Annotated in this window: 22 protein-coding genes and 1 pseudogene; 2 read left to right on the forward strand and 21 right to left on the reverse strand. The window is 60.2% G+C overall.

The window, feature by feature from the left end:
- Positions 1-374: 374 nt before the first annotated feature.
- Positions 375-2,822, reverse strand: coding sequence for a tetratricopeptide repeat protein (locus Pan216_RS09865; RefSeq protein ID WP_419193468.1), 2,448 nt, complete (start codon positions 2,820-2,822; stop codon positions 375-377).
- Between the two features lie 321 nt (positions 2,823-3,143).
- Between Pan216_RS09865 and Pan216_RS09870 the strand changes: the two genes are divergently transcribed.
- Entirely contained in the window at positions 3,144-4,433 is a 1,290-nt protein-coding gene (locus Pan216_RS09870) for an APC family permease (protein ID WP_419193665.1), read from the forward strand.
- On the opposite strand, the gene Pan216_RS09875 is transcribed toward Pan216_RS09870, so the two are convergent.
- From Pan216_RS09875 to Pan216_RS09900, 7 genes and pseudogenes are all read right to left on the reverse strand, one after another.
- A complete protein-coding gene (locus Pan216_RS09875; RefSeq protein ID WP_145257830.1) occupies positions 4,366-5,649 on the reverse strand; it encodes a PQQ-like beta-propeller repeat protein in 1,284 nt (427 codons plus the stop codon). The genes Pan216_RS09870 and Pan216_RS09875 overlap by 68 nt on opposite strands.
- Before the next feature lie 305 nt (positions 5,650-5,954).
- The gene (locus Pan216_RS09880; RefSeq protein ID WP_419193469.1) at positions 5,955-6,968 is read right to left on the reverse strand and encodes a DUF1559 domain-containing protein; all 1,014 of its coding nucleotides are present in this window, start codon (positions 6,966-6,968) and stop codon (positions 5,955-5,957) included.
- Positions 6,969-7,153: 185 nt separating this feature from the next.
- Positions 7,154-7,666 (reverse strand): ISAs1 family transposase, encoded by a 513-nt coding sequence (locus tag Pan216_RS28150; protein ID WP_419193666.1) that lies wholly within the window; start codon positions 7,664-7,666, stop codon positions 7,154-7,156.
- A 74-nt stretch (positions 7,667-7,740) separates the two neighbouring features.
- Positions 7,741-8,145, reverse strand: a pseudogene (locus Pan216_RS28155) (ISAs1 family transposase); the annotation flags it as partial.
- A gap of 413 nt (positions 8,146-8,558) precedes the next feature.
- The gene (locus Pan216_RS09890; protein ID WP_145257833.1) at positions 8,559-9,662 is read right to left on the reverse strand and encodes a tyrosine-type recombinase/integrase; all 1,104 of its coding nucleotides are present in this window, start codon (positions 9,660-9,662) and stop codon (positions 8,559-8,561) included.
- 2 nt (positions 9,663-9,664) lie between these two features.
- Entirely contained in the window at positions 9,665-10,024 is a 360-nt protein-coding gene (locus tag Pan216_RS09895) for a hypothetical protein (protein WP_145257834.1), read from the reverse strand.
- A 659-nt stretch (positions 10,025-10,683) separates the two neighbouring features.
- A complete protein-coding gene (locus Pan216_RS09900; protein ID WP_145257835.1) occupies positions 10,684-10,947 on the reverse strand; it encodes a helix-turn-helix domain-containing protein in 264 nt (87 codons plus the stop codon).
- 322 nt (positions 10,948-11,269) lie between these two features.
- On the opposite strand from Pan216_RS09900, the gene Pan216_RS09905 reads away from it, so the two are divergent.
- Positions 11,270-11,758, forward strand: a complete 489-nt coding sequence (locus Pan216_RS09905; protein WP_419193470.1) for a thermonuclease family protein — start codon at positions 11,270-11,272, stop codon at positions 11,756-11,758.
- A 250-nt stretch (positions 11,759-12,008) separates the two neighbouring features.
- Here the strand turns inward: Pan216_RS09905 and Pan216_RS09910 are convergent, their stop codons facing one another.
- From Pan216_RS09910 to Pan216_RS09955, 13 genes are all read right to left on the reverse strand, one after another.
- Positions 12,009-12,347 carry a hypothetical protein gene (locus Pan216_RS09910; protein ID WP_145257837.1) on the reverse strand — a complete coding sequence of 113 codons (339 nt, stop codon included), beginning with the start codon at positions 12,345-12,347 and terminating at the stop codon, positions 12,009-12,011.
- Positions 12,348-12,540: 193 nt separating this feature from the next.
- A complete protein-coding gene (locus tag Pan216_RS09915) occupies positions 12,541-12,912 on the reverse strand; it encodes a hypothetical protein (RefSeq protein ID WP_145257838.1) in 372 nt (123 codons plus the stop codon).
- Positions 12,913-12,981: 69 nt separating this feature from the next.
- The gene (locus Pan216_RS09920) at positions 12,982-13,269 is read right to left on the reverse strand and encodes a hypothetical protein (protein ID WP_145257839.1); all 288 of its coding nucleotides are present in this window, start codon (positions 13,267-13,269) and stop codon (positions 12,982-12,984) included.
- A 109-nt stretch (positions 13,270-13,378) separates the two neighbouring features.
- The gene (locus tag Pan216_RS28160; RefSeq protein ID WP_419193471.1) at positions 13,379-13,540 is read right to left on the reverse strand and encodes a hypothetical protein; all 162 of its coding nucleotides are present in this window, start codon (positions 13,538-13,540) and stop codon (positions 13,379-13,381) included.
- Positions 13,541-13,636: 96 nt separating this feature from the next.
- The gene (locus tag Pan216_RS09925; protein WP_419193472.1) at positions 13,637-13,906 is read right to left on the reverse strand and encodes a helix-turn-helix domain-containing protein; all 270 of its coding nucleotides are present in this window, start codon (positions 13,904-13,906) and stop codon (positions 13,637-13,639) included.
- A 73-nt stretch (positions 13,907-13,979) separates the two neighbouring features.
- Positions 13,980-14,135, reverse strand: coding sequence for a hypothetical protein (locus tag Pan216_RS28165; protein WP_419193473.1), 156 nt, complete (start codon positions 14,133-14,135; stop codon positions 13,980-13,982).
- A 56-nt stretch (positions 14,136-14,191) separates the two neighbouring features.
- On the reverse strand, positions 14,192-14,356 hold the full coding sequence (locus Pan216_RS28170; protein ID WP_419193474.1) for a hypothetical protein: 165 nt from the start codon (positions 14,354-14,356) through the stop codon (positions 14,192-14,194).
- Positions 14,357-14,464: 108 nt separating this feature from the next.
- Positions 14,465-14,716 carry a hypothetical protein gene (locus Pan216_RS09930; protein WP_145257841.1) on the reverse strand — a complete coding sequence of 84 codons (252 nt, stop codon included), beginning with the start codon at positions 14,714-14,716 and terminating at the stop codon, positions 14,465-14,467.
- A 59-nt stretch (positions 14,717-14,775) separates the two neighbouring features.
- Positions 14,776-15,780 (reverse strand): hypothetical protein, encoded by a 1,005-nt coding sequence (locus Pan216_RS09935; protein WP_145257842.1) that lies wholly within the window; start codon positions 15,778-15,780, stop codon positions 14,776-14,778.
- Positions 15,781-16,176: 396 nt separating this feature from the next.
- The gene (locus Pan216_RS09940; protein WP_145257843.1) at positions 16,177-16,572 is read right to left on the reverse strand and encodes a hypothetical protein; all 396 of its coding nucleotides are present in this window, start codon (positions 16,570-16,572) and stop codon (positions 16,177-16,179) included.
- On the reverse strand, positions 16,569-18,638 hold the full coding sequence (locus tag Pan216_RS09945) for a hypothetical protein (RefSeq protein WP_145257844.1): 2,070 nt from the start codon (positions 18,636-18,638) through the stop codon (positions 16,569-16,571). The genes Pan216_RS09940 and Pan216_RS09945 overlap by 4 nt, the downstream gene beginning before the upstream one ends.
- Positions 18,638-20,383 (reverse strand): hypothetical protein, encoded by a 1,746-nt coding sequence (locus Pan216_RS28690; RefSeq protein ID WP_145257845.1) that lies wholly within the window; start codon positions 20,381-20,383, stop codon positions 18,638-18,640. The genes Pan216_RS09945 and Pan216_RS28690 overlap by 1 nt, the downstream gene beginning before the upstream one ends.
- Entirely contained in the window at positions 20,383-20,829 is a 447-nt protein-coding gene (locus Pan216_RS09955) for a hypothetical protein (protein WP_145257846.1), read from the reverse strand. The genes Pan216_RS28690 and Pan216_RS09955 overlap by 1 nt, the downstream gene beginning before the upstream one ends.
- Positions 20,830-20,901: the final 72 nt, after the last annotated feature.

The following is a 20,901-nucleotide window of genomic DNA, read 5'->3' on the forward strand; positions in this document are numbered from 1 at the left end:
CGTTGCCGAATTAGGGCTGTAGGGATTTTGGGATGTTGGAGGTGGTGTTGCCGAATTGTCGGGAATTCTGGAGGAGGATGGGCGCGAAGGGATTGGCTTGTTCGTTGCTTGCGCATGGCCGGTCCCTTGGACGACAGTTGAGGCCGGTGAGCTGCCGTCCTACTTCGACGGGAATGGCGGGGTACGATTTTTGTTTTGGGACTTTTGGAGCTGATAGCGGCGGAGCCATTGGTCGAGGAGGGTGACGGCGGCGCGGAAGTCGTAGCCGAGTTCGAGCAGGAAGTCGATATTGTTGAGGTTTCGCTAGCAGCAGAAGCAGTGGGCGAGGTGGTTGCGCGGGTTGACGGTGGCGCGGAACTCGCCGCAGTGGGGGACTAGTCCGCCGTGTCGCTTACGTGCATCATCGCGGGGGCCTGGCCACGTTCGAATCGGCTCCACATCTGGCGAAAGGCCGCTTCAAGATAATGGACCATTTGCGGCGTGTCAAAGAGGGGAGCCGAGGAGCGGAGAGTGTCGAGGCGGCTTCGTAGCTCCCTCAGCCTTTCGCGCTCGGTCGTCGCCAGGACGACGGCTCGTTCGACGTACGTCTCCTTGTCGTCAACGACGAGTTCGGGAAGACCGGCGGCGGTGACGACACTTGCGGCGACGCGTTCCTGGAAGGACTCGCCGAGCAGAGTCAACAGAGGCACGCCGGCCAACATCGCGTCGTTGGCGGTCGTGTGGGCGGTGCAAAAGAAGGTATCGAGAAAGAGATCGGCGAGTCGATGACGAGCCAAGTGCTCGTAGCGTGATCGCACGGGGGCGAAGACGAGACGCGATGCGTCGATGCCCGCGGCTTCGGCCTCGCGCCGCAGATGAGGCTCGCACGCTTCCCACTTCGGGAGGAGCCAGAGCACGCTCTCGGGAACCTGCCGCAGAATGCTCATCCAACAGCCGAAGACATCGGGTTCGATCTTCCAGCCGGTGTTGAAACAACAATAGACGAAGTCCTTTTCCGGGAGTCCCTCGGTCGAGCGACTGGGCGCTTCGGGTAACGCGAAGCGGTGGTCGGTCGGTTGGTAGCAGTGGGGAAGGAGGACCAGCGACTCTTGGTAGTCCTCCGAGCGAGTACTGGGGGCGATGATGGGATCGGCGATGAGGTAGTCGATGAAGTCGGCGCCCATCGACCCGGGAAAACCGAGGTAGTTGACCTGAACTGGGGCGGGTCGTAGGGCGAGGACGCCCGCGCGATGATTCGCGGCGTAGCCCATCAGATCGACCAGGATGTCGATGCCATCGCTGGCTATCCGCTCGGCGATCGCTTGGGGCGTCAACGCGGCGACGTCGACGAAGTGCTCGCCGTCTTCGGCGATTCGTCGGCGGAACTCGCTGCCGTCGTCGGGACCCATCGAATAGGCAAAGACCTCGAAGTGATCCTTGTCGTGGCAGCCGAAGACCGAGCCCATGAGGTGCGAGGTCGCGTGATCGCGGAAGTCGTGGGAGAGGTAGCCGATCCTGCGTCGCGGGCCCGAGGTTCGGATGCGCTCGTCGGCGAGGGGGCGGTAGTTGGGTGGGAGCGAGGCGGTAAGGTCACGACTGAATCGTTGGGCGATCGCGAGGCGATCTCTTCCCGTGAACGGGAGCTTGCTCGCCATCGATGGGGTCATCACCATCGGCTGGCCGCCGAGAAAGGTCGACCTCGTGTCGGCGATGACCTGATCGACCTCGTCTCGCTGACGCCAATCGCAGGTTGATGCGAGAGCGAGCGTCAGGGCGGCACGAAAACGCGCATCGAGCGGTTCGAGTTCGACCGCGCGGCGCAGTTCCGATTCGGCCTCGGCGAGGTTTCCCTTTCGTTCAAGCGTCTCGCCGAGCCCCCAGTGGCCAATCGCCGAGTCCGGATCGATGCTCAGGAGTTCGCGATAGACCGTCTCGGCGCCGTCGAATCGTCCCAGTTCTCGGAGCAGATTGGCCAAGTTTTGCAGGGCTCCCGGATGCCGTGGTTGTTGGCCGAGGACTTGGCGAAAGAGGGCAATCGCTTCCTCCGCTTGTTCGAGCCGGTGGAGCGTGTTGGCCAGGATGAAGAGGTTGTTGGCATCCCCCGATGCGTGTTCGTTGGCTCGTCGGGCGAAGGGGAGTGCCTCGTGTGGGGCGTTTCGTTGCAGCAGCATGAGGGCGGTGTTGGCGTTCGCTTTCGCGTGTCCAGGTTGCAACGTCGCCGCTTGGCGGAAGGCGTCGAGAGCTTCGTCGACGCGACCATCCTTGACGAGGACGTTGCCGAGATTGTACCAAGCGTTGGCATGGTGGGGATTGATCTTCAGTGCGGCGCGAAAGGAGGTTTCGGCTTCCCAGGGCTGTTGGGCCATGAAGAGAAGATTGCCGAGGGTGACGTGGGCTTCCGGGTTCTCGGGCCGCGCATCGCGGATCGCGCGTGCCGTGGGGATGGCATCGTTCCAGCGCTGCTGATGAATGAGGACCGCCGCGAGACGTTCGAGGTTGGCGATGTCCTCGGGCCGTGCCTGAGCGACCTTCTCGAAGGCGGTCGCCGCCTCATCGAGTCGTTGGGTTTCGAGACAGACGGCTCCGCGGTTCGCCCAGTAGGTCGGATTGTCGTGCCGTTCGATCGCTTGATCAATCGACGTGAGGGCTTCGTCGGTTCGGCCGCGCGCATGCAGGACGAGGCCAAGCAAATGCTGGGCATCGGGGTGTCCGGGCGCGTCTCGCAAGATGTTCCGGTAGGACCGCTCCGCCGCGTCAAGGTCGCCGCGTTGGTGAAGCGCGAGCGCGGCTTGGAGTTTTGGTGCGATCTCGGCCATCGGGTTCCCCTCGTCGCGGTAGTCCACCTTGCCCATCCGCAAATGGGACCACCCGGTGTGTCCTTCGGCGAGGGCCCTCTCGCCGCTCGTTCTTCGGTGGGTGATCCGAATCAGATGCCAGGGATCCGACTCGGGAGACCCGAACGATCTTCTCACCCACGTCCATGATGCCTCATTCGTGGATCGATGCTAAGCTCCGATTCGAAAGTCCACGAAGGACGCTTCGGCTTGCCCTATTGGTTTCTGCGAAGAGAACGGACCGATCGGCGATGTGCCGACGATGAGACAAACCATCTTCCGAGAATTTAGGGGATCACCACGACACGCCAACATCTTCGGCTTCCGACGCTGACCTTTTTGGTGATTGCCAACATGGTGGGCGCGGGAGTCTTCACGACCTCGGGGTTCACACTACAAAGTCTCGGCTCGCCGGCCTGGGTGGTTCTCGCGTGGCTAGTCGCGGGAGCGATCGCGCTGGCGGGGGCCGACGCGTATGGCAAGCTCGCCCGCGCGATGCCCGAATCGGGAGGAGAGTACCTCTTTCTCTCGCGGGCAATCCATCCCGCGTTCGGGTTTGTGGCCGGCTGGATCTCGCTCATCGCCGGCTTCTCGGGAGGGATCGCCTATGCGGCGACCGCCTTCGAAAGCTACCTCTTTCCCGAGACCCATCGACCGACTTGGATTTCCGAGGACGCTCCCGCGATCTTCTTGATCGTCGTCACGGGACTCCTGCATGGAGTGAGAGGCCGAGTCGGCGTCGTCGCCCAAAACGTCGTTGTCGCCATCAAACTCGGCTTGCTCGTGGTGCTTCTGCTGCTGGCGGCGACAACGCTGCCGACCCATCCTTGGGGTGGGACCAGTGTTGAGGGCGGGGAGGGCGGCTTCCCCTTCGTCGCGTTCGCCCAGTCATTGGTCTGGATCTCGTTCAGCTACCTGGGGTTCAACGCGGCGGTCTACTTGACGGAGGAGGCCGAGGAGCCGGAACGGACCGTCCCGTGGGCGCTGTTGCTCGGAACCTCGACGGTTGTCGTGCTGTACTTGTTGCTCAACGCGGTCTTCGTCTACGCCAACCCGGAGGCGGTTGTTGGAAAGCCCGACGTGGCGGCGCTGGCGGCGCAAGCTCTCGGCGGCGACTGGTTCGGTCGTCTCGCACGGATGACGGTCGTGATCGCTCTGGTGACGTCGGTCTTCAGCATGATGATGGCGGCGCCGCGGGTCTACGCGAAGATGGCCGCCGACGGGCTCTTGCCAGGCGTCCTTCGCTTCGAGGGGGACTCGCCCCGGGCCGCGATCGTTCTGCAAGTGCTGCTGGCGTCCGGGCTGGTCTACTGGAGCACGCTGCGGGACCTGTTGGACTATCTGGGGCTGACGCTATCGGTATGTGCCGCGTGCACGGTGTCGTGTCTCTTCGTGCCGAGGGTTCGGAAGGCGACGACGCCGACGCCCTCCTTGGTTTTGCCGGGAATCTACGTCGCGAGCACGCTGGCGACGGCCGGGGTGCTCGCGTTCATGAAGCCGGCTCAAGTCGTGGGGACGGTTCTCACGGTGGCGACGGGAGCGATCGTTTTCATCATGGGCCGGTATCTGCCAATTCGCCCTTCTCGTCAAAACGATAGAGATGTTCCTTCGTCCGAATGAAGAAAGCACCGTCGGAGACGGCGTACGAGGCGAAGGTCGTCTCGTCGAGATCGTTTTCCGCGATCGGGATGAACTCGGTCCCCGGGTGAATCACCGTCGTTTTACCATCTTCGCTTTGGAAGTAGATCTTCTCGTCGGCATAGAGCGGCGACGCCGAAAAGTTCCCGCCGAGACGTTGGCGCCAATGGACCTTGCCGGTGGCGGCGTCGAAGCACGTCGCGATTCCTTTGTCCGACACGGTGTAGAGCTCATCCTCGACCTGAAGCATCGACGGCGTGTTGGGCACGGCACGGGAAGTTGACCAAACGACATGCGAGTCGGTGACGTCGCCTTTGCCATCAGGTCGAATCGCCAGCAGTGACGGCGTCATGTAACCGGTGGAGATGAAGACGAGCCCCTTGCCGAAGACCGGGCGCGGGACGACCGACCAGCCGTAGTAATCGACCGACCAGATCTTCTCACCCGTCTCGGGATCGAGGGCGCTGACGACGTTGCTGCCGGGACAGATGACCTGGGTCTTGCCGTCGACTTCGATCGCCAGCGGCGTGCAGAACGAGAATCCTCGATCGGAATCGACCTCGCGGTAGCTGCGCCAGCGTTCCTTACCGGTCTTCTTGTCGAGGGCGACGACGAAGGGATCCTCCTTGCCATCGCAGGTGAAGATGAGCAGATCGTCGACGACAATCGGTGTGCCGCCGTTGCCGTGAACCGGCTCGTAGGTGATCGCCCGGTTCTTCCAGAGCGTCTTGCCCTTCAAGTCGAGGCAGGCGGTCCCTTGGTGTCCGAAATGGACAAAGAGTTTGCCGTCATCGATGAGCGGTGATGGGCTGGCGTGACTGTTCTTCGAGTGGATGCGAGGAGCGTCCGATCCCTTCTGTTGGAAGATCTCCTTGTTCCAAAGAATATCGCCCGATTCTTCATCGAGGCAGATCGCGCGGAGCGACAAGTCGCCTTTGTCGCCGCCGGGAGCGGGGACAGCGCTGGTGAGGAAGATTCTCCCGCGATAGACGATGGGAGAGGACCAGCCCTCCCCTGGAACGGGGGTCTTCCAAGTGACGTTGTGCTTGGGGCTCCACTGGATGGGGACACCCTTCGCCTTGGCGATTCCTTGGCCGGTCGGTCCGCGAAAGTCGGTCCATTGGTCCCCGCCGACGGCACTGGCGACGAAGAGAAGGGAACTGGCGATCGCCAGGACGGAACGTCGTTTCGAGTCCATTGAGTCGGAACTCCTCAGAGTGATCGAATCTTCAGCCTCTCCTATCCGAGACGTGTCGAGGAGTCATTGTAGCGAAAGAATTAGACGGGTGGTTGTCGCAAGTAGGTGAGTCGATGCCCGGCCCACCCGCTCCTAGCGGCCCGTCGATCTATTCGCTGCCGGCTGCGAGCGAACCTTTTGATTAGTCTCGGCGTCCAAGAAACTCGACGAATCGACCGATTCGCCTCCGTTTCTTCTCCTTGATGTGGGCCAACATGGCTCGTTCTCGCCTTGGCCCGCTTCGATCAACGGACTGCGCGCACCGGTCAAAAGGAGTCGATGATCTCGCCGTCGGAAATCGCGAGCATCCGCCGATAGATGTTGGCGTCGATCGTGTCGCTGAGGAAATCGACCTTTCCGTCCGCCCAGCCGGCGTGGACGCCGCCCGCGTGTCGGCTTCGTGGGGCCATCCAGTGATTCACGCTATCGACACTATCCCCGCAGTAGAAGATCGGGTCGCCCGCGGTGGGGCCGTCGGGACAGAGAGCGACGTAGTCGCGATTGCCCAGTGACGAAACGATGTTGGGAACGAGGATGCGAAAGGGATCGGTCGTCTTGCCGCTGATGATTGTTCCGCCGGCGAACCCCCAAGCCCCGCGCGAGTCGTCGTAGGAGATGTTGTAGCTGGGGTTTGAGTTGACGAGGATCTCCGAGGTGAGGAGCGTCTTACTGGTACCGTCGGTGATGTCGCCGAGCCGGCCTCCCCACTGCCGCGAAAGATGGAATACTCCCCGAAGCTTGGCGTCGTCGTAGTGAGCGTCGCTGACGATACTGCCGACGCCGCCGTTGCCGACGTAGTTTCCCCGCCAGAACTCGCCTTGTCCGGTGAAGGTGTCGAGGATGATGTTCGTCTCGATGTCGCTCGGACACTTCCAGACGTTGAGTTTCGTCCGCGTCACCAGTTCGTTTTGAGGATCGCCCGTCGGCAGCGCGAAGTTGTAGCGATTGTGCAACTGCTGCTGATCGAGAAACGGAAGCAACATCGTGACCCAACTCGCTCCCCAGTTGGTATCGCGCGCGTTGACTCCGTTGTTGGCGCTGTTGCGACATCCTCCCGAGTCGCTACAGACCGCGGCGGGAGGGAAGCGTCCGTGAGACTCGGCGTAGCCGTGCAGCGCGACGCCGATCTGTCGCAAGTTGTTGCGGCACTGGGCACGCTTGGCGGCTTCCCGGGCCTGTTGCACGGCGGGAAGCAGCAGGCTGACCAGAACGCCGATGATCGCGATAACGACGAGGAGTTCGACGAGGGTGAACGCACGATGACGAAGGGGAAAGGGCATGGCGTGCTTTCCGGTTGGAGACGAGTCGGCGCATGGGGCGCGGCGAAGCGCACGTTCACCGTATGCCCGGCAGGGCATGATAGCACGTGACATCATGGAGGGTCAACGGGGAAGTGGACGTTGGATGAAAAGCCGTGCGAAGTTGGTGAAATGGAGCCTACGGTCCCCCCCAGGGCCAGCGCATACTAAGTGGCTTTTCCAGTAAGAACTTCCATCAAGAAGTCGTCGCTCCAACCGCAGCTTCGGCGTTTCATCGCGATGCTGTCCTTGCCTGGATGTTGCTTCAGGAGAGAGAGCGTGAAACGATCGAGCCAAGCGAAATTCTCGCGGGCGCGTCGATCGCGGATACGTGAATCGTCCTCGCGATAGACGACGTCGAGAATCCAATGGCAGGAATTCTCGACCCCCCAGTGGCCGCGGACGGCACGGGCGAAACGTCGGACGCCCATCCCAAGACTACTGATGTAGCGGCGAATCTCGACCGTCTCTTTCCCGTCTCGCAGGCAGACCGCGATGACCATGCCAATCGTCCGAAGTCCCGCCCACGCGGCCGAGTCCACCAGGCTTCGCGGAGCCGGCATCTGATAATAGGTTCGTGTCGTCGTGCGGCCGTGGGCGGTTTCGGTCGTCTCATGGCTACTAGGCTTCGTCTCAAGAGTTGATCGTCGGCCCGCGGCAACGTAGCCAGCCGAAGCCAGAGCCGACTCTTGAGACGGAGCCTAACCTTGCCAATGGCGAAGTCGTCTTCGGTCTCGACCAGAAAGGTGTCGGCGATCGCTGTCTCGAGGCTCTCTTGGTTACCCTTGACTGCCAATACATAGTCAGCTCCGCCCTCGACGATCTGCTGGGCGATCGCCTTCTGCGTTCCCATCGCGTCGATGGTGATGATCGCTCCTTGGAGATCGACCAACCGCAATAGCTCGGGAATCGCCGTGATTTCGTTCGATTTCTCCTCGCAGGCGACCTGTCCCAACGACAGGCCCAACTCGCTGGCCCACAGGCTGACCGCGTGCAACGCTCCCAGCCCGCGTTTGCGGTCGTGGCTGCGGCGATTCGTCTTGCCATCGATGGCGAAGACCGGTTGACTAACAGCACCCTCTTCACAAGCCGCCTGCCGCAGTGACTCTAGCCAACCAAGAACACAGGATTGAAAGGCATCCGGTCGCAACGCCGCCAAGACCCGCGATGGTCATCGATCGCGGACGCTCGCGAAAGTCACGGGACGACGTCCCGTCGGTTCCCGTCGCCGGATCGGTCGATCGCCGATTGCGGACCTCGTTTCCCAGACGACGTGGCGTTCCTTCCGCCTGGAATCCGACACTGCGCGCGACGACTCGACCATCGAGCGCATGGATGGAGAGGTCAGCAATGGCTCTGCGAGTGAACCCTCTTCCTTGAAGAGGCTTCGTCGAAGCTGGAGTTGATGAAGAAAGCACGCCCGGTAGGATTCGAACCTACAACCGTCGGATTCGAAGAACGTAGCGTAGCGACGTAAGCGCTTTTGCAGCAACAGTTTCAGGGTGAAAATGCTGTCAATGCTCTTTCTTGTGCGCGCTTACGTCTTGGTTGGTAGCAGTCGGTATTGATTTCCTACGCCCAAGGGAGCGAGTCCAACGCGTTGCGCTTAGACTGATCGGTCGCCTTCGTATAGATATCCATGGTCATCTCAAGCGTGGCGTGACCAACGATCACTTGGACCGCTCTTGGGCTGGCCCCGTTGTTGATGGCTTCAGTTACAAACGTGACTCGCAGGCTATGGATGTCAACCGATCCGTTCGGTCGAGCATCTTCGATTTCAGCCCGTTGTTTGATGAGGCATCGGCACTTGGCAAGGTCTTTCTTCTTGCATGGGCAAGTTCCAGCATAGGCGTAGAAGCGGCTGAGCAAGTTATTCCTCCAGGGGTGACCTGTCCTAGGAACCACGAAAATGGGATCCGTTGGCGCGGCCTCATCCTTTCGTTGCTCAATGAACTCAACAATACTGTCGATCAGCGGAACGTCCCGAGCCTTGCCAGACTTCGCAAACTCGGACCGGACCGTTACCGTCTTCTCGTCCGCGTCATAGTCATCCAACGTCAAGTTGATCAATTCGTCTTTGCGGAGCCCAGTCGATACGAACGTCTTCCACACAATCGCCAAGTGCGGTGGGCTGACGTCAATCAATCGCTTGACCTCATCTGGCGACAATGCCCGTCGTACCTTCCTTTTGATGTCGTGCTTCAGTGGCTCAAGCCCCTTGATCGGGTTGCTCTCGATTCGCCTCCACTTGACCGCCTTGTTCAAACAAATGTTGAGCGTGGTGATTTCCTTGTTGACGGTTCGCGGGCAGACGTTCCCCATCGATTGTCGCCATTCGCGATAACCTATCACTAGCGATGGAGTGATCATTGCCACTGTGACGACAGGGCGGTAGGATTCGAACTTGTCGAGATGTTGCCGGTACTCTCTCTCCATCCGCGTCGTCTGTTTCGCCCATTTCAAGAACTCTCGCTTGAGTTCGTCCCAAGGATATTTGTTGTCGAGCAAACCAAACGCAGCAAGCTCGACACGTGCCCGGAGCTCCGTGAGCATCTTTTTCGCCGAGTTGAAATCGGACGAAAGCCGCTTTCGGATCAGTTGGTTTTGGTGTCGAAACCACGCGTAGTAGACCTTGCCTCTCAACCGCATTCCTGGCGGAAGCTTTCGTGCGCTCATCGCTAGAACTCCTCATCGTCTGACCTGTCGTCAATCGCCTCCATGCGTCCATCGTCCATCTTGAATCCACGCCGCGGCGGAACCTCATGCGCTCTCATGCTCGCCTGATAGGCACGACGAAACCGCTGGTTGCTGCTCAGCGTCGAGCGATCACAGCCAGCCGCTTTCGCGATCTCCGCAATCGATCGTTGAGACCAATGCCATGTGTCGGAGTAGAGGATGGCGAGGGCTCGGCCGACGGCGTCGGCGCCCAGATCCTCGTTGGTGTGGGTGGTCGTACCCAACGAGAGGTTTCCTTCCTCGTCGATGTCGACCACGATACGGGCCAAGAGCTCAATCAAACCGATACGTTGCTTCTTCATTTGTTGTGCCGTCCTTCATGGACGGCCGGCAAGAGAGCCTTGACCTAGGCGCGCGTACCATCTACGATACGGGCACAAGATCAAATCCATTGCGTGGACTTGTGTAGGGCCGGGAAAGGCTGCAACCTTTGCCGGCCCGCTCTTTGCGCGGCCGCAAAATCACGTCAAGTTGTCGAAATCAGTTGATCAGATCAGGGATTGGTCACGTGATGTGGGGCCTCCGCGCAGAGCGCCACCCTGACCGAACAGAGCTACTACGGGTCAAAGGTAACCCGCCCAATGCCTCGCGACAAAGGGACTCTGAAGCGGTCAGGGCGACGCTCTTCAGCTTTTGGTGATTTGCGAAAGCTGCGAACACGGTAAGGCACCTTTGAGTTTTAGTGGGGTCAACGTACCCCTCTACCTTCGTCCCATCAAGTCTGATTCATCGAATTCTCATGTTGGGGAAATCCCCAACGGGCGCGACTCATTCGCGTTGCCGTTGGAGAAGCCTGCGCAAGTGATGGGTTCGCGGTTGCCCGCGCGGGGATAGAAGTGGCATCGGTGATGGAGTGCGTGAGCGTCGCGATGGGTCCGGGCTTGTCCGTGAGCCCCTGGGCTTGGCCAGTTGGCAGAGCATTCCGTTGCTCAGGACCACGACTTCCACGAGTGTACAAGCGCTAACCGAAAACGCAACCGATATCCCGGGCGATCCGGGGAGTTTGCCTAATGTGGATAGGCTGTCGGTTTTCGCTGGTTCGCTTGAGGTATAGTGCGATCGCCTGCTTGAGACTGGTCGCTCCGAGCTTCCGCTGCGCGCTGGAACTCCACCGTTCGACAGTTCGGACAGACACCCCTAGCTTTGCCGCAATCTCATCCAGATTAAGGTTTTGCGAAGAGAGCTTGAGGACGCGAAGTTCGTCCTCATCGATCCGTCGATGCATGTTCTCAGGCTTTCGCTGCGCGGTCAGGTGTCGTGGCAGTAGAGGTGTGGTTGAAACCGCCACGAATTTTCTGAAGTTGTCCTAGTTGAATCTACGCTCCAAACGTGGCTTTTCGACGCAAGTTATTGGGAAACAAGTCGTTATGGGGCCAAGTCCCCATTCCGTGATCAACTACACCGGTCGGGGCTTGGCGTGAGTCGTGGGGTGCAATCAGGAGGGCTATCGGCGTGGTTGCCCGCTAGGGAAACCCCTAATGCCTTCACACGCACGCCAGCCCACAATACAGCCGACAACTCACCCCGTGCGCAACGGAGACATACCCATGGCCCCCAGGATCGCTCTCACGGCCCTCGCTCTCGTCCTCATCTCGTCATCCGCATGGGCGGGGGAACGGCCCGCTGTGGCGTTCACAGGGCGAGCGGTGAAGGTTGTCGACGGTGACACGGTCGACGTGCTGCGCGACGGCAAAGCAGTGCGAGTGCGTCTTGCCTCGATCGACTGCCCGGAGCGGGGGCAACCGTTCGGCAAGGTTGCGACCGACTACGTGCTCGATCGCTGCGGCGGGAAGAATGTCGCGGTGGTGGTCACGGATACCGATCGGTACGGCCGGCTCGTCGGGTTTGTGATCGTCGATGGGCGGTCAGTCAACCACGAGCTGGTGACACAAGGGCTCGCCTGGTGGTATCGTAAGTACGCAGAGGGGGACGAAGTGCTCGAGCGGCTGGAAGCGGAGGCTCGAGAGTCACACCGCGGACTGTGGGCGGACGAGATTCCGATACCGCCGTGGGATTGGAGGCGAGGGAAGAGATGAACGCGGACGAGATGATCCAACAGATCAATCGCAACCAGATCCTATTCTTGTCTGATGCGGATTCTGTCAAGGCCCGCTGTGCGCTAGCGTGTGAGTCAACATCAATATCGTTGGCGTGACCCACAAGGACGAAGATGGTCGCGACGAGTGCAAGATGGCCGTTACGAGCAACGGTTGCACACTCTGGGTCGGAGACGTAATTCGTTGCCGAAATCCCCAATGACAACAGCCCGAAGGGCTGAGCTGGTGGCTAGCATGCGTAGGACGTGAGACCGTCAGCACTCCAGACACGAGGCAGACCTAGCTCGGTCGCCACCAGTTGAGCCGTCGTGTCGTCCGCCCATTCTGCGGACCGCTCCCAATGGGCGTAGCACGTCGACAGCCGGACAGGCCGATCAAGGCTCGACAGGCGGACGACTCGTACCATCTCCCCATCGTCGATCGCGACCCATGATGACGTTCGTCCTAGCTCCGACAGATCGTAGTGAACGATCGGGAACGTCTCGCGTTCCGGCGCGAGGCTGGCCAACCTCCCGAGAAGATCGCATGCGTCCTTGCGGATCGCTACCTCGTCGTACCATTCGGCCATGGCTGGGGCTCCTAGTGCTAGGCTTCGTCTCAAAAGTTGATCGTCGGCCCGAGGCACAGCGAGTTGGTGGGGGACGAGGAGGTCGAAACAGGCGAATCCGTTGGATTCGTCGATGCAGACCGACAAAGTCCCGCGGCAACGTAGCCAGCCGAAGCCAGAGCCGACTTTTGAGACGAAGCCTAGCTGCGGTCGACTAGTCAATCACCTCGTAACCTCCGGCCCATTTGGTCGGCTGGCGGCCCTTCTCGTGTTTCCGAGGGTGCCGCAGGGCCGCGACGATCACGGCGACTTGGGCGGTGAACGGCAACTTATCGCCGCACGACTCGGGGGACTGGACGATCGAGCCGAATCGCTCGGCGAGGTCGCCGCCTCCTCCGCCGAGCAGATTGCACGTGACCTCGCCTTCCCAGGCTGATTTGATCTCGGACGAGCCTATCTCCACGTGATCGCGGAAATAGGCTTTAGCGTCGCACACGTGCCACGGGGCGGGAATGGCGACGGCGATCACGGTTCCCCGCGATAGATCTTTTGCCTGTTTGCCTGATAGGTGGTAGCGGACGCGCATGCTGCCCTCGCTTGGTTGTTGGTGGCTCGCAATGGGGCCAAGCCCTTGGGGCGTGGCGAGTATCGCCGATCACCGACAGGCCAATGCTCCGTAAATCGCCAGAGAGGACGCCCAGGACTCGGTCGACTTGTCCCAGTGATACGGCCCCTGCCAGCCATTATCACCGCCCCGGAAGCGGTTGACGAAATTATACGCCTTCAGTTTGGATGGCAGTTCTCTGACTCGTCCATCTAGATGGACGGAGACGAATTTTTTGTCGCTCTCGACCATCCGGCCATTGATTTCTCCCGCGAACCGCTTGCTTTCGTCGTCCCTGTCGGGGGCCTCAATCGGCCACGACGTATCCCAGATCTCCATTCCGTTCCAGTATGGCCACCGCTCGGACGAGGACACGAGCAACCGGAGATGATGGGCAATCTCCGAGCGTAGCTGCTGGATGCTGGGAGGCAGTTGGCCCCTTTTCTTTTCAGCGACCTCCCGCCAAACCATGGTACACGTTGATCGGCCCCTTCCAGGGATTCATCGACCCGCGAATCCCGCTCTCGTATAAGTGGTCGGCTATCGCCTTCGGTGACCCGAGCGTCTCCAGGCTGTTGATCGCGGCTTCGACCGCGTCGCTTCCCCTCATCCCTCTACCCTCCTCATCGGCCCGCGTCGCCCCGTGTGTCGCGTTTGCTTTACACTCATATAGTAGCATCTTGCAGAATCGTGTCAACTGCGTTTGCTAGGATTTTGCAGAATCGCTAGCGAACTCATCCACGGCCTTGACCAGCGTACTGGGCTTGCACCCCACCACCCTGGCGATCGCAATGATCTGCCGCACGGTGGGCACATGTTTGCCGCTCTCGTAGCGACCGAGCAACGTGTGGTTGCTCTGGATGGCGTTGGCCAGCTCGGCCAACTTGAGCCCCTTGCGCATCCGTTGCTTGCGAATGGCGGCCCCTAGGGCTCCCTCTGGCGTGGTGGTATCTGGCTCGGCTAATGGCCTGGGCATGGGTGTTTCCTTTCGTGTTCCCGACGCTGCCACACTATTGTAGCAGCGTGCAGAATGCAACGGGAATGGAGGTTCAGTCAACATCCTCCAGGCAAATGATAGCTTGCCTGAGATTGCTCACCGCATCCTCCAGGGCCTCGCGGTTGCCTTGATCCTCCTCCAGGCCGATCCGCTTGGAGAGAGTGGCGACCATCTCGTTGAGTGCCGCAATCATCTGTTGCTCGGTCATCGTCTACCTCCTGGTCTCGGACCGCCCCGAAGGGCGGCCGTCCTTGGCCCCTGGTCTCACCTCTTGATCGTGTTGTAAAACTTCGCCGCCTCGTCCGACCCTACCAGGGACTCCAGGCATTCGAGCATGTTCCAGGTCTCCTTTTCGTCCTTCGCCTCGATCGCGTCGAAGAGCATCGTCTTGCAGATCTGAGTCTTGGCTTTCTTACTGAGTCCCCACATTTCCTCGTCTCCCTTGGTTGCGTGTGCCTTACACTTGAATAATAGCACAGTGCAGAAACAACGCAAGGGAGTATTCGAGAATTTTGCAGAATTGGTGGGAGGAGGCGACTAGGCCTCGTCGAATTGCTCGCACGTCTGACAGTGTCGTCGTCTGACGCATGCGTTGATCACGTCGCACTGGTGCCAGTGAGCCCCGCAGCCGCAGCGTTTGGCGGCGGGGCCGAGGTGGTAGCATTCGGGGCGAGGGGGGATCGCCTTGTTCGTCGCCTGGGAGGTTACGTCGGTCCGTTTGTCGGGCGGCCGCCCATCAACCCATGTCGTTCGGCAAAACTGGCAATACGACTGATCGAGAATCGTCATCTCGTCGCGTGCGCATCTCGCATGGGGCTGCTCGTCTCGGTAGTGTGGGCACTCGTTAGTCACGGCGTGTACTCAGCAATGGTGACTTCTGGCGTCCCGGACGGCTGGCAAAGGATTTCCCAAGATCCTCCCACAAGATCAAGGGACTCGAACTCGAACTCTTCTGATGTGAATGGATCGGTAGGATCTCTCGCTTCATTGCACGTTAGCCGCCACGTCGTCGTAGAACTGCCGGGGCTGAGGACGCTACGCCCTACGGTGTACTTGATGAACCCCGACTGGAAACCGTTGGTCCCATTGTCGATGGACCGAACTTCAATTGTCCTCGTCAGGTTCCCTTGCACTTCAACATGAGTCCAAACCGGATCAACGATTTGGCTCTCTCCAGAATAAACCGATGCCGTCGGCGCGCCGATGTAGTAGGTCTTTTGCCCGTGGCATGTCAGGTCCATCTGTGTCGTGTCCACCGTGACCGTGACGCCCTTCTGTGCGGTCGTCGGAAACCATCTCGTCGCGGCGTAAGAGCTCGCGCCAGGGATCGCATACTTTCCAACCCAAACCCTGTTCGCTGCCGCGCAATCATCCTCCAGGTAAACCGGCAACGGAGTGCCGTCACCGATGGGGTACGCTTGTTTTCCGTAAAACAACGTCGAGTTAAAGATGGTCTGACTTGCTTGGTTGGTCCGAAACTTGGCGCCCTGGTTGTTTGTTTCGTCCCTAATAGTCACTTGCACCAAGCTGGCGCGTTTGTACTCCCACCCGTATACGCTCGTCTGGGTCCGCTGCTTGTGCTTGCACATTTGGATGTCGATATGTAGTCCGTCGCTCGACTCCAGTGACGAGTCACGTTCAAAGTAGATCCAGTCGTCATCGTCGTCAACGTAGGCCGCTTGAATCGTCTGAGTACCCCTAGTGGGAAGATTTACCGTCATCCAGCATGATAGAGCGTTGAGAGGGGACACGATCTCGGTGTCTTGCTCGCATGACTTGCTAATGACGGCTGGCACCCCTCCGTTAACTGGCCAAACTTCAGTATTACTTTCTGGTCCGAGTTGCTGAAACATCGTTCACCCACACTGCCCAAGAGTGATGCCGTCCACGATCCATTTCCCCTTCCATTTGAAACAAGAAACGATGTTGCCCGCCTCGACAGGCGTTAGCGCCTCAGGGATTCGCGACTTCGGCACTGGCGCCGTACCTATGTTCGGGTCAACCACGACAACTTCTGATTCCGTTTCGTAGAGTTCATAATGGTCCGTGTTCGCCTCCGACTGACGCATCGACATCCGATGAGCAGTCGCGGTCCCTGGGGTGTCCAAGTCTTCTGTTAGCTTGGCGAACATGTATTGAGACACCCCGCCGCGGCCTCCTGATGGAAACCGGGCTGGTATGTTCGCCAACTCTCGCTGGAGTGCGTCGATTCGGGCGGCGATGTTTTGGATGCGAACGCTACTCATGGTCTACGAACTTGGATCATGGGTTTGGCTGAAGTCGGTGTAACACCAGATTCCGTCAATCTTCCTAATCGTCGCCATGGCGATCGGGAACACGGTGAATGCTAACCAAATTACTGTAACCTCTTCGTCGTCGCCTTCTGGGATCACCCGGAACCGAGGACGTTGAACGACAGGAAGCTCGTTCGTGCTGTCGACGATAAGGTTCTCGTGTTCGTCCGAAAATTCGGCGACTTGGACATCGTTATTATCTCCCTGTGCTGGTATTGATGTTTTCTTCTCGAAATGTATTTGATCAGTGCCACTAACCGTTACCGGCAATCTCGCCACGATCCGCGCCGCGTCCCGCTCCATCGCCTCGAGTTGTCGCTCCAGTTGATCGAGGATCGCGTCTTCGGTCATAGAAGCGGCTCCGGGGCATAGTCGATCGAGCCCCAACCGGTCTCGATCACTGCCATGGGTTGGTCAGCCGATACATCGTAGATCAGCCGTCGAGAGGTGACGATCGTCCTGATCGGCTCATTGCCCCAAATCGAGCTGATGTGCGTCAGGAACGCCCCCATCCGGCACCACAGGCCAAGCGTCATGAGCGGGATCTGGACCGCCTGTCGGCCGATCAGGTACCACGCCCCCCACGCCACCGCGTAGGCCTCGAGCTTCGCCAAGTCGTTTCGGATCACTCGATAGGTGGCTTGTGTTCTCAACAGTGACCCATCGTCGTCTAGGTCCCACACGGTCCACGGAGCAATCACCCAATACTCGGCGCCGGGCACCTCTACCACTAGCTCCCGTGATGTCTCGTGTGGGTTCTCCGCTAGCCCATCGAGAGTGACTCGTTGCCGCTCATCCACCTCGATCGTCGCGGTCACGAGCAACGCTTCGTAGTCGAATTCGGGTTGGACTCTCGCCGCGTCGGCGTCGTCAAAATGCCCGTTAGCAAAGTAGTGTTGCGGGCTCACCCCAAGCTCGAAGCCCATCTCTTTGTCGAGCGGGCGAACGCTAACGCTGGTCGCGCCCTCGATGTCCTCGCCGAGCTTGTCGACGTAGTGATAGTTGTCATCGGCCTCGTGGGCATCGCCATCAGTGTCGTCGAGCACAAACACCATCAGCGGGCGAAACTCCGGCTCGGTCCCTTCCTCGTTGTTGTCAGTCGCGGGGATTGTCGAGTAGTCAACGTTGTACCGGAGCAGCGTCTCTCGCTGGAACACCTTCTGGAAGGTCCACAGCCTCGCCTCGTCACTCTCCGCATCGGGCTCGATAGAGCCATCGTCATTCGCGCGAAACGCGATCGCGGCGAACTGCGACCCATCTCCGTTGCCGACCTTCCAGTCCCAGAGGTAGGGGACTCGATACCGCGTGTAGACGCTGGCGTAGGTTTCTTGCGAACGAAAGAGCGCGTTCGCTTCCTCGTCGTCATCACCGGCCGCCGCGTTGTATTCATCCTGCAAGGTAGATGGCCAGTGCTCGAATAGAGTCCCGTCGGCAAACGTCCACGTCGCGCAGACTTTGATTCGCTCCCCACGGAAGGTGATCTTGTCGTAGAGATTGGTGGTCGAGTGGCGGAACGGAATCGCTCCGACCAGGTGCGTCCACGGGAATGTTGCCGGGACGGTGAACGAGATTTGATCTGGGTTAGCTGGGAGTGTCATCGCCCCGGCAGAGAGTGTCTGCCCTACGGTGGTCGCCACTCGAATCGCCACGGTCTCCGCACCATCCTGGGGCTCGATGAAGAACGCCAACCCGAACCGTCGATTGATCAGCGTATTGAGGGCTCCCCACACTGTTTGTCCGCCCAAGTCCCAGATCTGCTCGATCTGCTCAAGGGGCTCGGTCTGGCCCGTGAGTTCCCACGTGAATGGCCCCGGCGCGTGCTCCGCCAAGATCAGCTCAATGACCTGCTTGGCATTCCACGTTTCCCCGTTGCGGCTGAATCGGTAGTTGCCGTCGATCGGGTCGGTGGATCGGTTGCCGAGAAGAGACGTGCCCCGCATGTGCGGGCGATTGAAAATCGGCACCCAAGAGACGGTTCTGGCCGTACCCTGTTCCTCGACGGTCGCCGTGCGGATCACCTGTTGGTCGAGAAGGTGGCCAAATCCATAGGCCTTGATCTGTTGGTCACCCCGCGCATCGGGGGAGTCGAGCACGTATTGCGTCTCGGTCACGATGCCCAACCACGCGTCTTGAGGGTCGGTGTAGGGATGTTGAAATGCGATCTTGAGGTAGTAGTTGCGAAGGTCGACGGGCAGGTAGCTTGATGCTGACGTGTCCCCCTCGCGAATGATCCGGCCGAAGCGGTAGAGCACGTCGGCCGACGAGATCTCCGGGGCCGCGGACTCGACCGACTCGATGGCCTCCAAGAACGGAATGTAGGTCCAATCATCCGACCAATTGCGCCGAATCGAGACGTACCGTCGCGCGGTGGGGATCGGCGTGAGAAGCGTCGAATTGTTCGCGACTGACACGCCCATTACGTTTGCTCCGCAACTCGGCGATAGAAGATCCCGCCCGACTGCGCCCCGAATCCGATCGCGTCATTTGTGCTCGTGTAGATCGTGGTGTTGGCGCTCTCCACGGAATCGCTCGATCGTTGGGCACGCACGATCACCTTGCCCGTCGTTCCGCCCGCGAACGTCGACGATGACCAGTCGAGGTAGGCCGCGCCATCGGCCAGGTTCATCGCGACCTCGGTCGGGGTATCGTTGCCCGGGTCGGGGTCGGAGCCGTCCGAGGTGAAGTAGATCAGCCACGTGTCCGCAGGGGACGTGTCAGCCGCGCCGTAGTAGATCGCCTGGAGAGAGAAGGCTCCGGAGAGCCCAGGGCCGAACGATTGGACCGTCGGGGCACTGGGGGCGTTGGTCTGGCTGTCGCCGCCTGAATCGATCGTGATCGTCTCTGTCTGGCCTACCTGGGACGCCATGTCGTAGGCGTTCCGTCGATTCGTCACGACGTAGTAGACGTGCCCAGGGTCTAGCTCGAGCGTGGTGGTGTGAGGGAGACTCGAAAAGGTCTCGTCTGGGTCCGCCGTCAAGTCCGTCGCCGCGTCCTCGCCGACATGCAACTCGTAGCGAGCGAGAGCATCCACCGCGGCGCGGAAGATCCCATCCAGCGTCTCGGTGTAGGTGATCCCTTCGATCGCAAATGACATCTGGAGGTCGTTGATATGCTTCGGAAAGCCTCCGGTCCCGACCGGCAACTCTCGATGAATCCAGATGGCTCCCAGCTCGTGAGTCTGGATCGTCCCCACGTCGAGCCCCGTTGACGATGATATCCCCGTCGACCACGTGAGCCCCGTAGGGGCGGTTTCTTCGTCCGCGATCGTCTGGACACTTCCACCGACGATTGGGTCGGCCGCTTCCCAGGCGACTCGTATTCCAGGGACGGAGTGAACCAGATCACTCGTAGCGCCCGCCGCCGCCGACGTGCCGAGCCTCCCTCGACCATCAGCCGGCACCGTGAGCACGTTCGCCGTGCGGCTCGAATAGTAGATGATCTCGCGAAGCGTCCCGCCGCTGTTCTCGATCCGGCACCAGCCCTTTTGCGGCCATGACTCGAACGCGTAGGCCGGTCCGGTAACTGACCCCGCCCCAGAGCCCCCCAGAGCCCCGCCAGACGACGTAGAGGAGTCGCCGAGTGTTCCGAGCCATACTTTGGTTGATGTCGCTGTCTGCATGGCGACGCCGCGAACGATCACGGCGCGGTAGCGGTCGCCGCCGGAAGTCGTTTCCGCGTTCGCGGCGTCGCCCATCGCAAAGAGATTGTTGAATTGCTGAGAGAACTCGATCAGTGCGGAGCCGGAGAGAGATGCCGACGAGGTCCGGGTGATTCGAAGCCACTTCGACGGGTCATCACCATCCGCGACGACTCGCGTCTCTCCGCTGGGGATCGACACCGGATCGCCCGACGTCGTACTGCCAGGGGCCGCGTACCTCACCCGATTGGCGTCGACGACAGCAATCTGCCCCGTGGCACCCTCGGAGCCGTTTCGCCTCGAGGACTGCTCTACGGAGATACCGCTAATCGCTTTCGTTTGGATCACACCGACCCGATCGGCTTCGCTCGAGGAACGGTAGTTGCCGAGTGCCGCGTCGGGGTCGGCTTGCGATGCGCCATCGCTCGCCGCGCCCGAGAGATAGAGGCGCAGCGAGTCACCGCCAAGCTCGTTGTCGGCATAGATCGGGTCGGACGACTGCTGGTAAATGAACCGCCTGGGCATCACTCCTCCCAAACGATCGTCGCATTGATCTCAGGAGTTCCCGACGACGAGACGCACTTCAGCGAAATGCCGTTGTTGGCCGCGACTGTGGAAACGAATTCGGCTTTCTCTGGGGCGTGGAACTGGTAGCTGCCTCGCTGGTTTAGCGCGAATTCGTGAAGGACAATAGTCGCTGTCGGCTCGCCGGAGAAGTCGCCGGTTTTGACGGTCGCGTCAGCCGATTTGGGGTCGCCCGGGTCGAGGTTGACCGGCGTATAGTCGTTGTCGGACGTCCCTACCGATGTCGACCGGAGAAGCTGGAGTTTCGTCTGCGTGTCCGCAGGCGCTGACGACGAGGTGACACTGATGTACTTGACCTTCACCCGCGCGGCGGTGCCGCCGGTGATGTTCATGATGGTTGTGTCGGCGCCAGCCGTGACTTCGGCGACGGCGGAATAGGTTCCCATCTAGCTTACCTCCGTGATCGTTTTTCTCTTCGTTCGCGTTTCGCTCGCCGCTGAATCGCTAGCCGGATCATC

The organism is Kolteria novifilia (assembly GCA_007748055.1).
Taxonomy (GTDB): Bacteria; Planctomycetota; Planctomycetia; order Kolteriales; family Kolteriaceae; genus Kolteria; species Kolteria novifilia.

Bases quoted from the DNA above. Each gene is read 5' to 3' on its own strand.
- Pan216_RS09875 (WP_145257830.1), bottom strand. From the start codon at position 5,649: ATGGACTCGAAACGACGTTCCGTCCTGGCGATCGCCAGTTCCCTTCTC.
- Pan216_RS09880 (WP_419193469.1), bottom strand. From the start codon at position 6,968: ATGCCCTTTCCCCTTCGTCATCGTGCGTTCACCCTCGTCGAACTCCTC.
- Pan216_RS09890 (WP_145257833.1), bottom strand. From the start codon at position 9,662: ATGAGCGCACGAAAGCTTCCGCCAGGAATGCGGTTGAGAGGCAAGGTC.
- Pan216_RS09895 (WP_145257834.1), bottom strand. From the start codon at position 10,024: ATGAAGAAGCAACGTATCGGTTTGATTGAGCTCTTGGCCCGTATCGTG.
- Pan216_RS09900 (WP_145257835.1), bottom strand. From the start codon at position 10,947: ATGCATCGACGGATCGATGAGGACGAACTTCGCGTCCTCAAGCTCTCT.
- Pan216_RS09905 (WP_419193470.1), top strand. From the start codon at position 11,270: ATGGCCCCCAGGATCGCTCTCACGGCCCTCGCTCTCGTCCTCATCTCG.
- Pan216_RS09910 (WP_145257837.1), bottom strand. From the start codon at position 12,347: ATGGCCGAATGGTACGACGAGGTAGCGATCCGCAAGGACGCATGCGAT.
- Pan216_RS09915 (WP_145257838.1), bottom strand. From the start codon at position 12,912: ATGCGCGTCCGCTACCACCTATCAGGCAAACAGGCAAAAGATCTATCG.
- Pan216_RS09920 (WP_145257839.1), bottom strand. From the start codon at position 13,269: ATGGAGATCTGGGATACGTCGTGGCCGATTGAGGCCCCCGACAGGGAC.
- Pan216_RS28160 (WP_419193471.1), bottom strand. From the start codon at position 13,540: ATGAGGGGAAGCGACGCGGTCGAAGCCGCGATCAACAGCCTGGAGACG.
- Pan216_RS09925 (WP_419193472.1), bottom strand. From the start codon at position 13,906: ATGCCCAGGCCATTAGCCGAGCCAGATACCACCACGCCAGAGGGAGCC.
- Pan216_RS28165 (WP_419193473.1), bottom strand. From the start codon at position 14,135: ATGACCGAGCAACAGATGATTGCGGCACTCAACGAGATGGTCGCCACT.
- Pan216_RS28170 (WP_419193474.1), bottom strand. From the start codon at position 14,356: ATGTGGGGACTCAGTAAGAAAGCCAAGACTCAGATCTGCAAGACGATG.
- Pan216_RS09930 (WP_145257841.1), bottom strand. From the start codon at position 14,716: ATGACGATTCTCGATCAGTCGTATTGCCAGTTTTGCCGAACGACATGG.
- Pan216_RS09935 (WP_145257842.1), bottom strand. From the start codon at position 15,780: ATGTTTCAGCAACTCGGACCAGAAAGTAATACTGAAGTTTGGCCAGTT.
- Pan216_RS09940 (WP_145257843.1), bottom strand. From the start codon at position 16,572: ATGACCGAAGACGCGATCCTCGATCAACTGGAGCGACAACTCGAGGCG.
- Pan216_RS09945 (WP_145257844.1), bottom strand. From the start codon at position 18,638: ATGGGCGTGTCAGTCGCGAACAATTCGACGCTTCTCACGCCGATCCCC.
- Pan216_RS28690 (WP_145257845.1), bottom strand. From the start codon at position 20,383: ATGCCCAGGCGGTTCATTTACCAGCAGTCGTCCGACCCGATCTATGCC.
- Pan216_RS09955 (WP_145257846.1), bottom strand. From the start codon at position 20,829: ATGGGAACCTATTCCGCCGTCGCCGAAGTCACGGCTGGCGCCGACACA.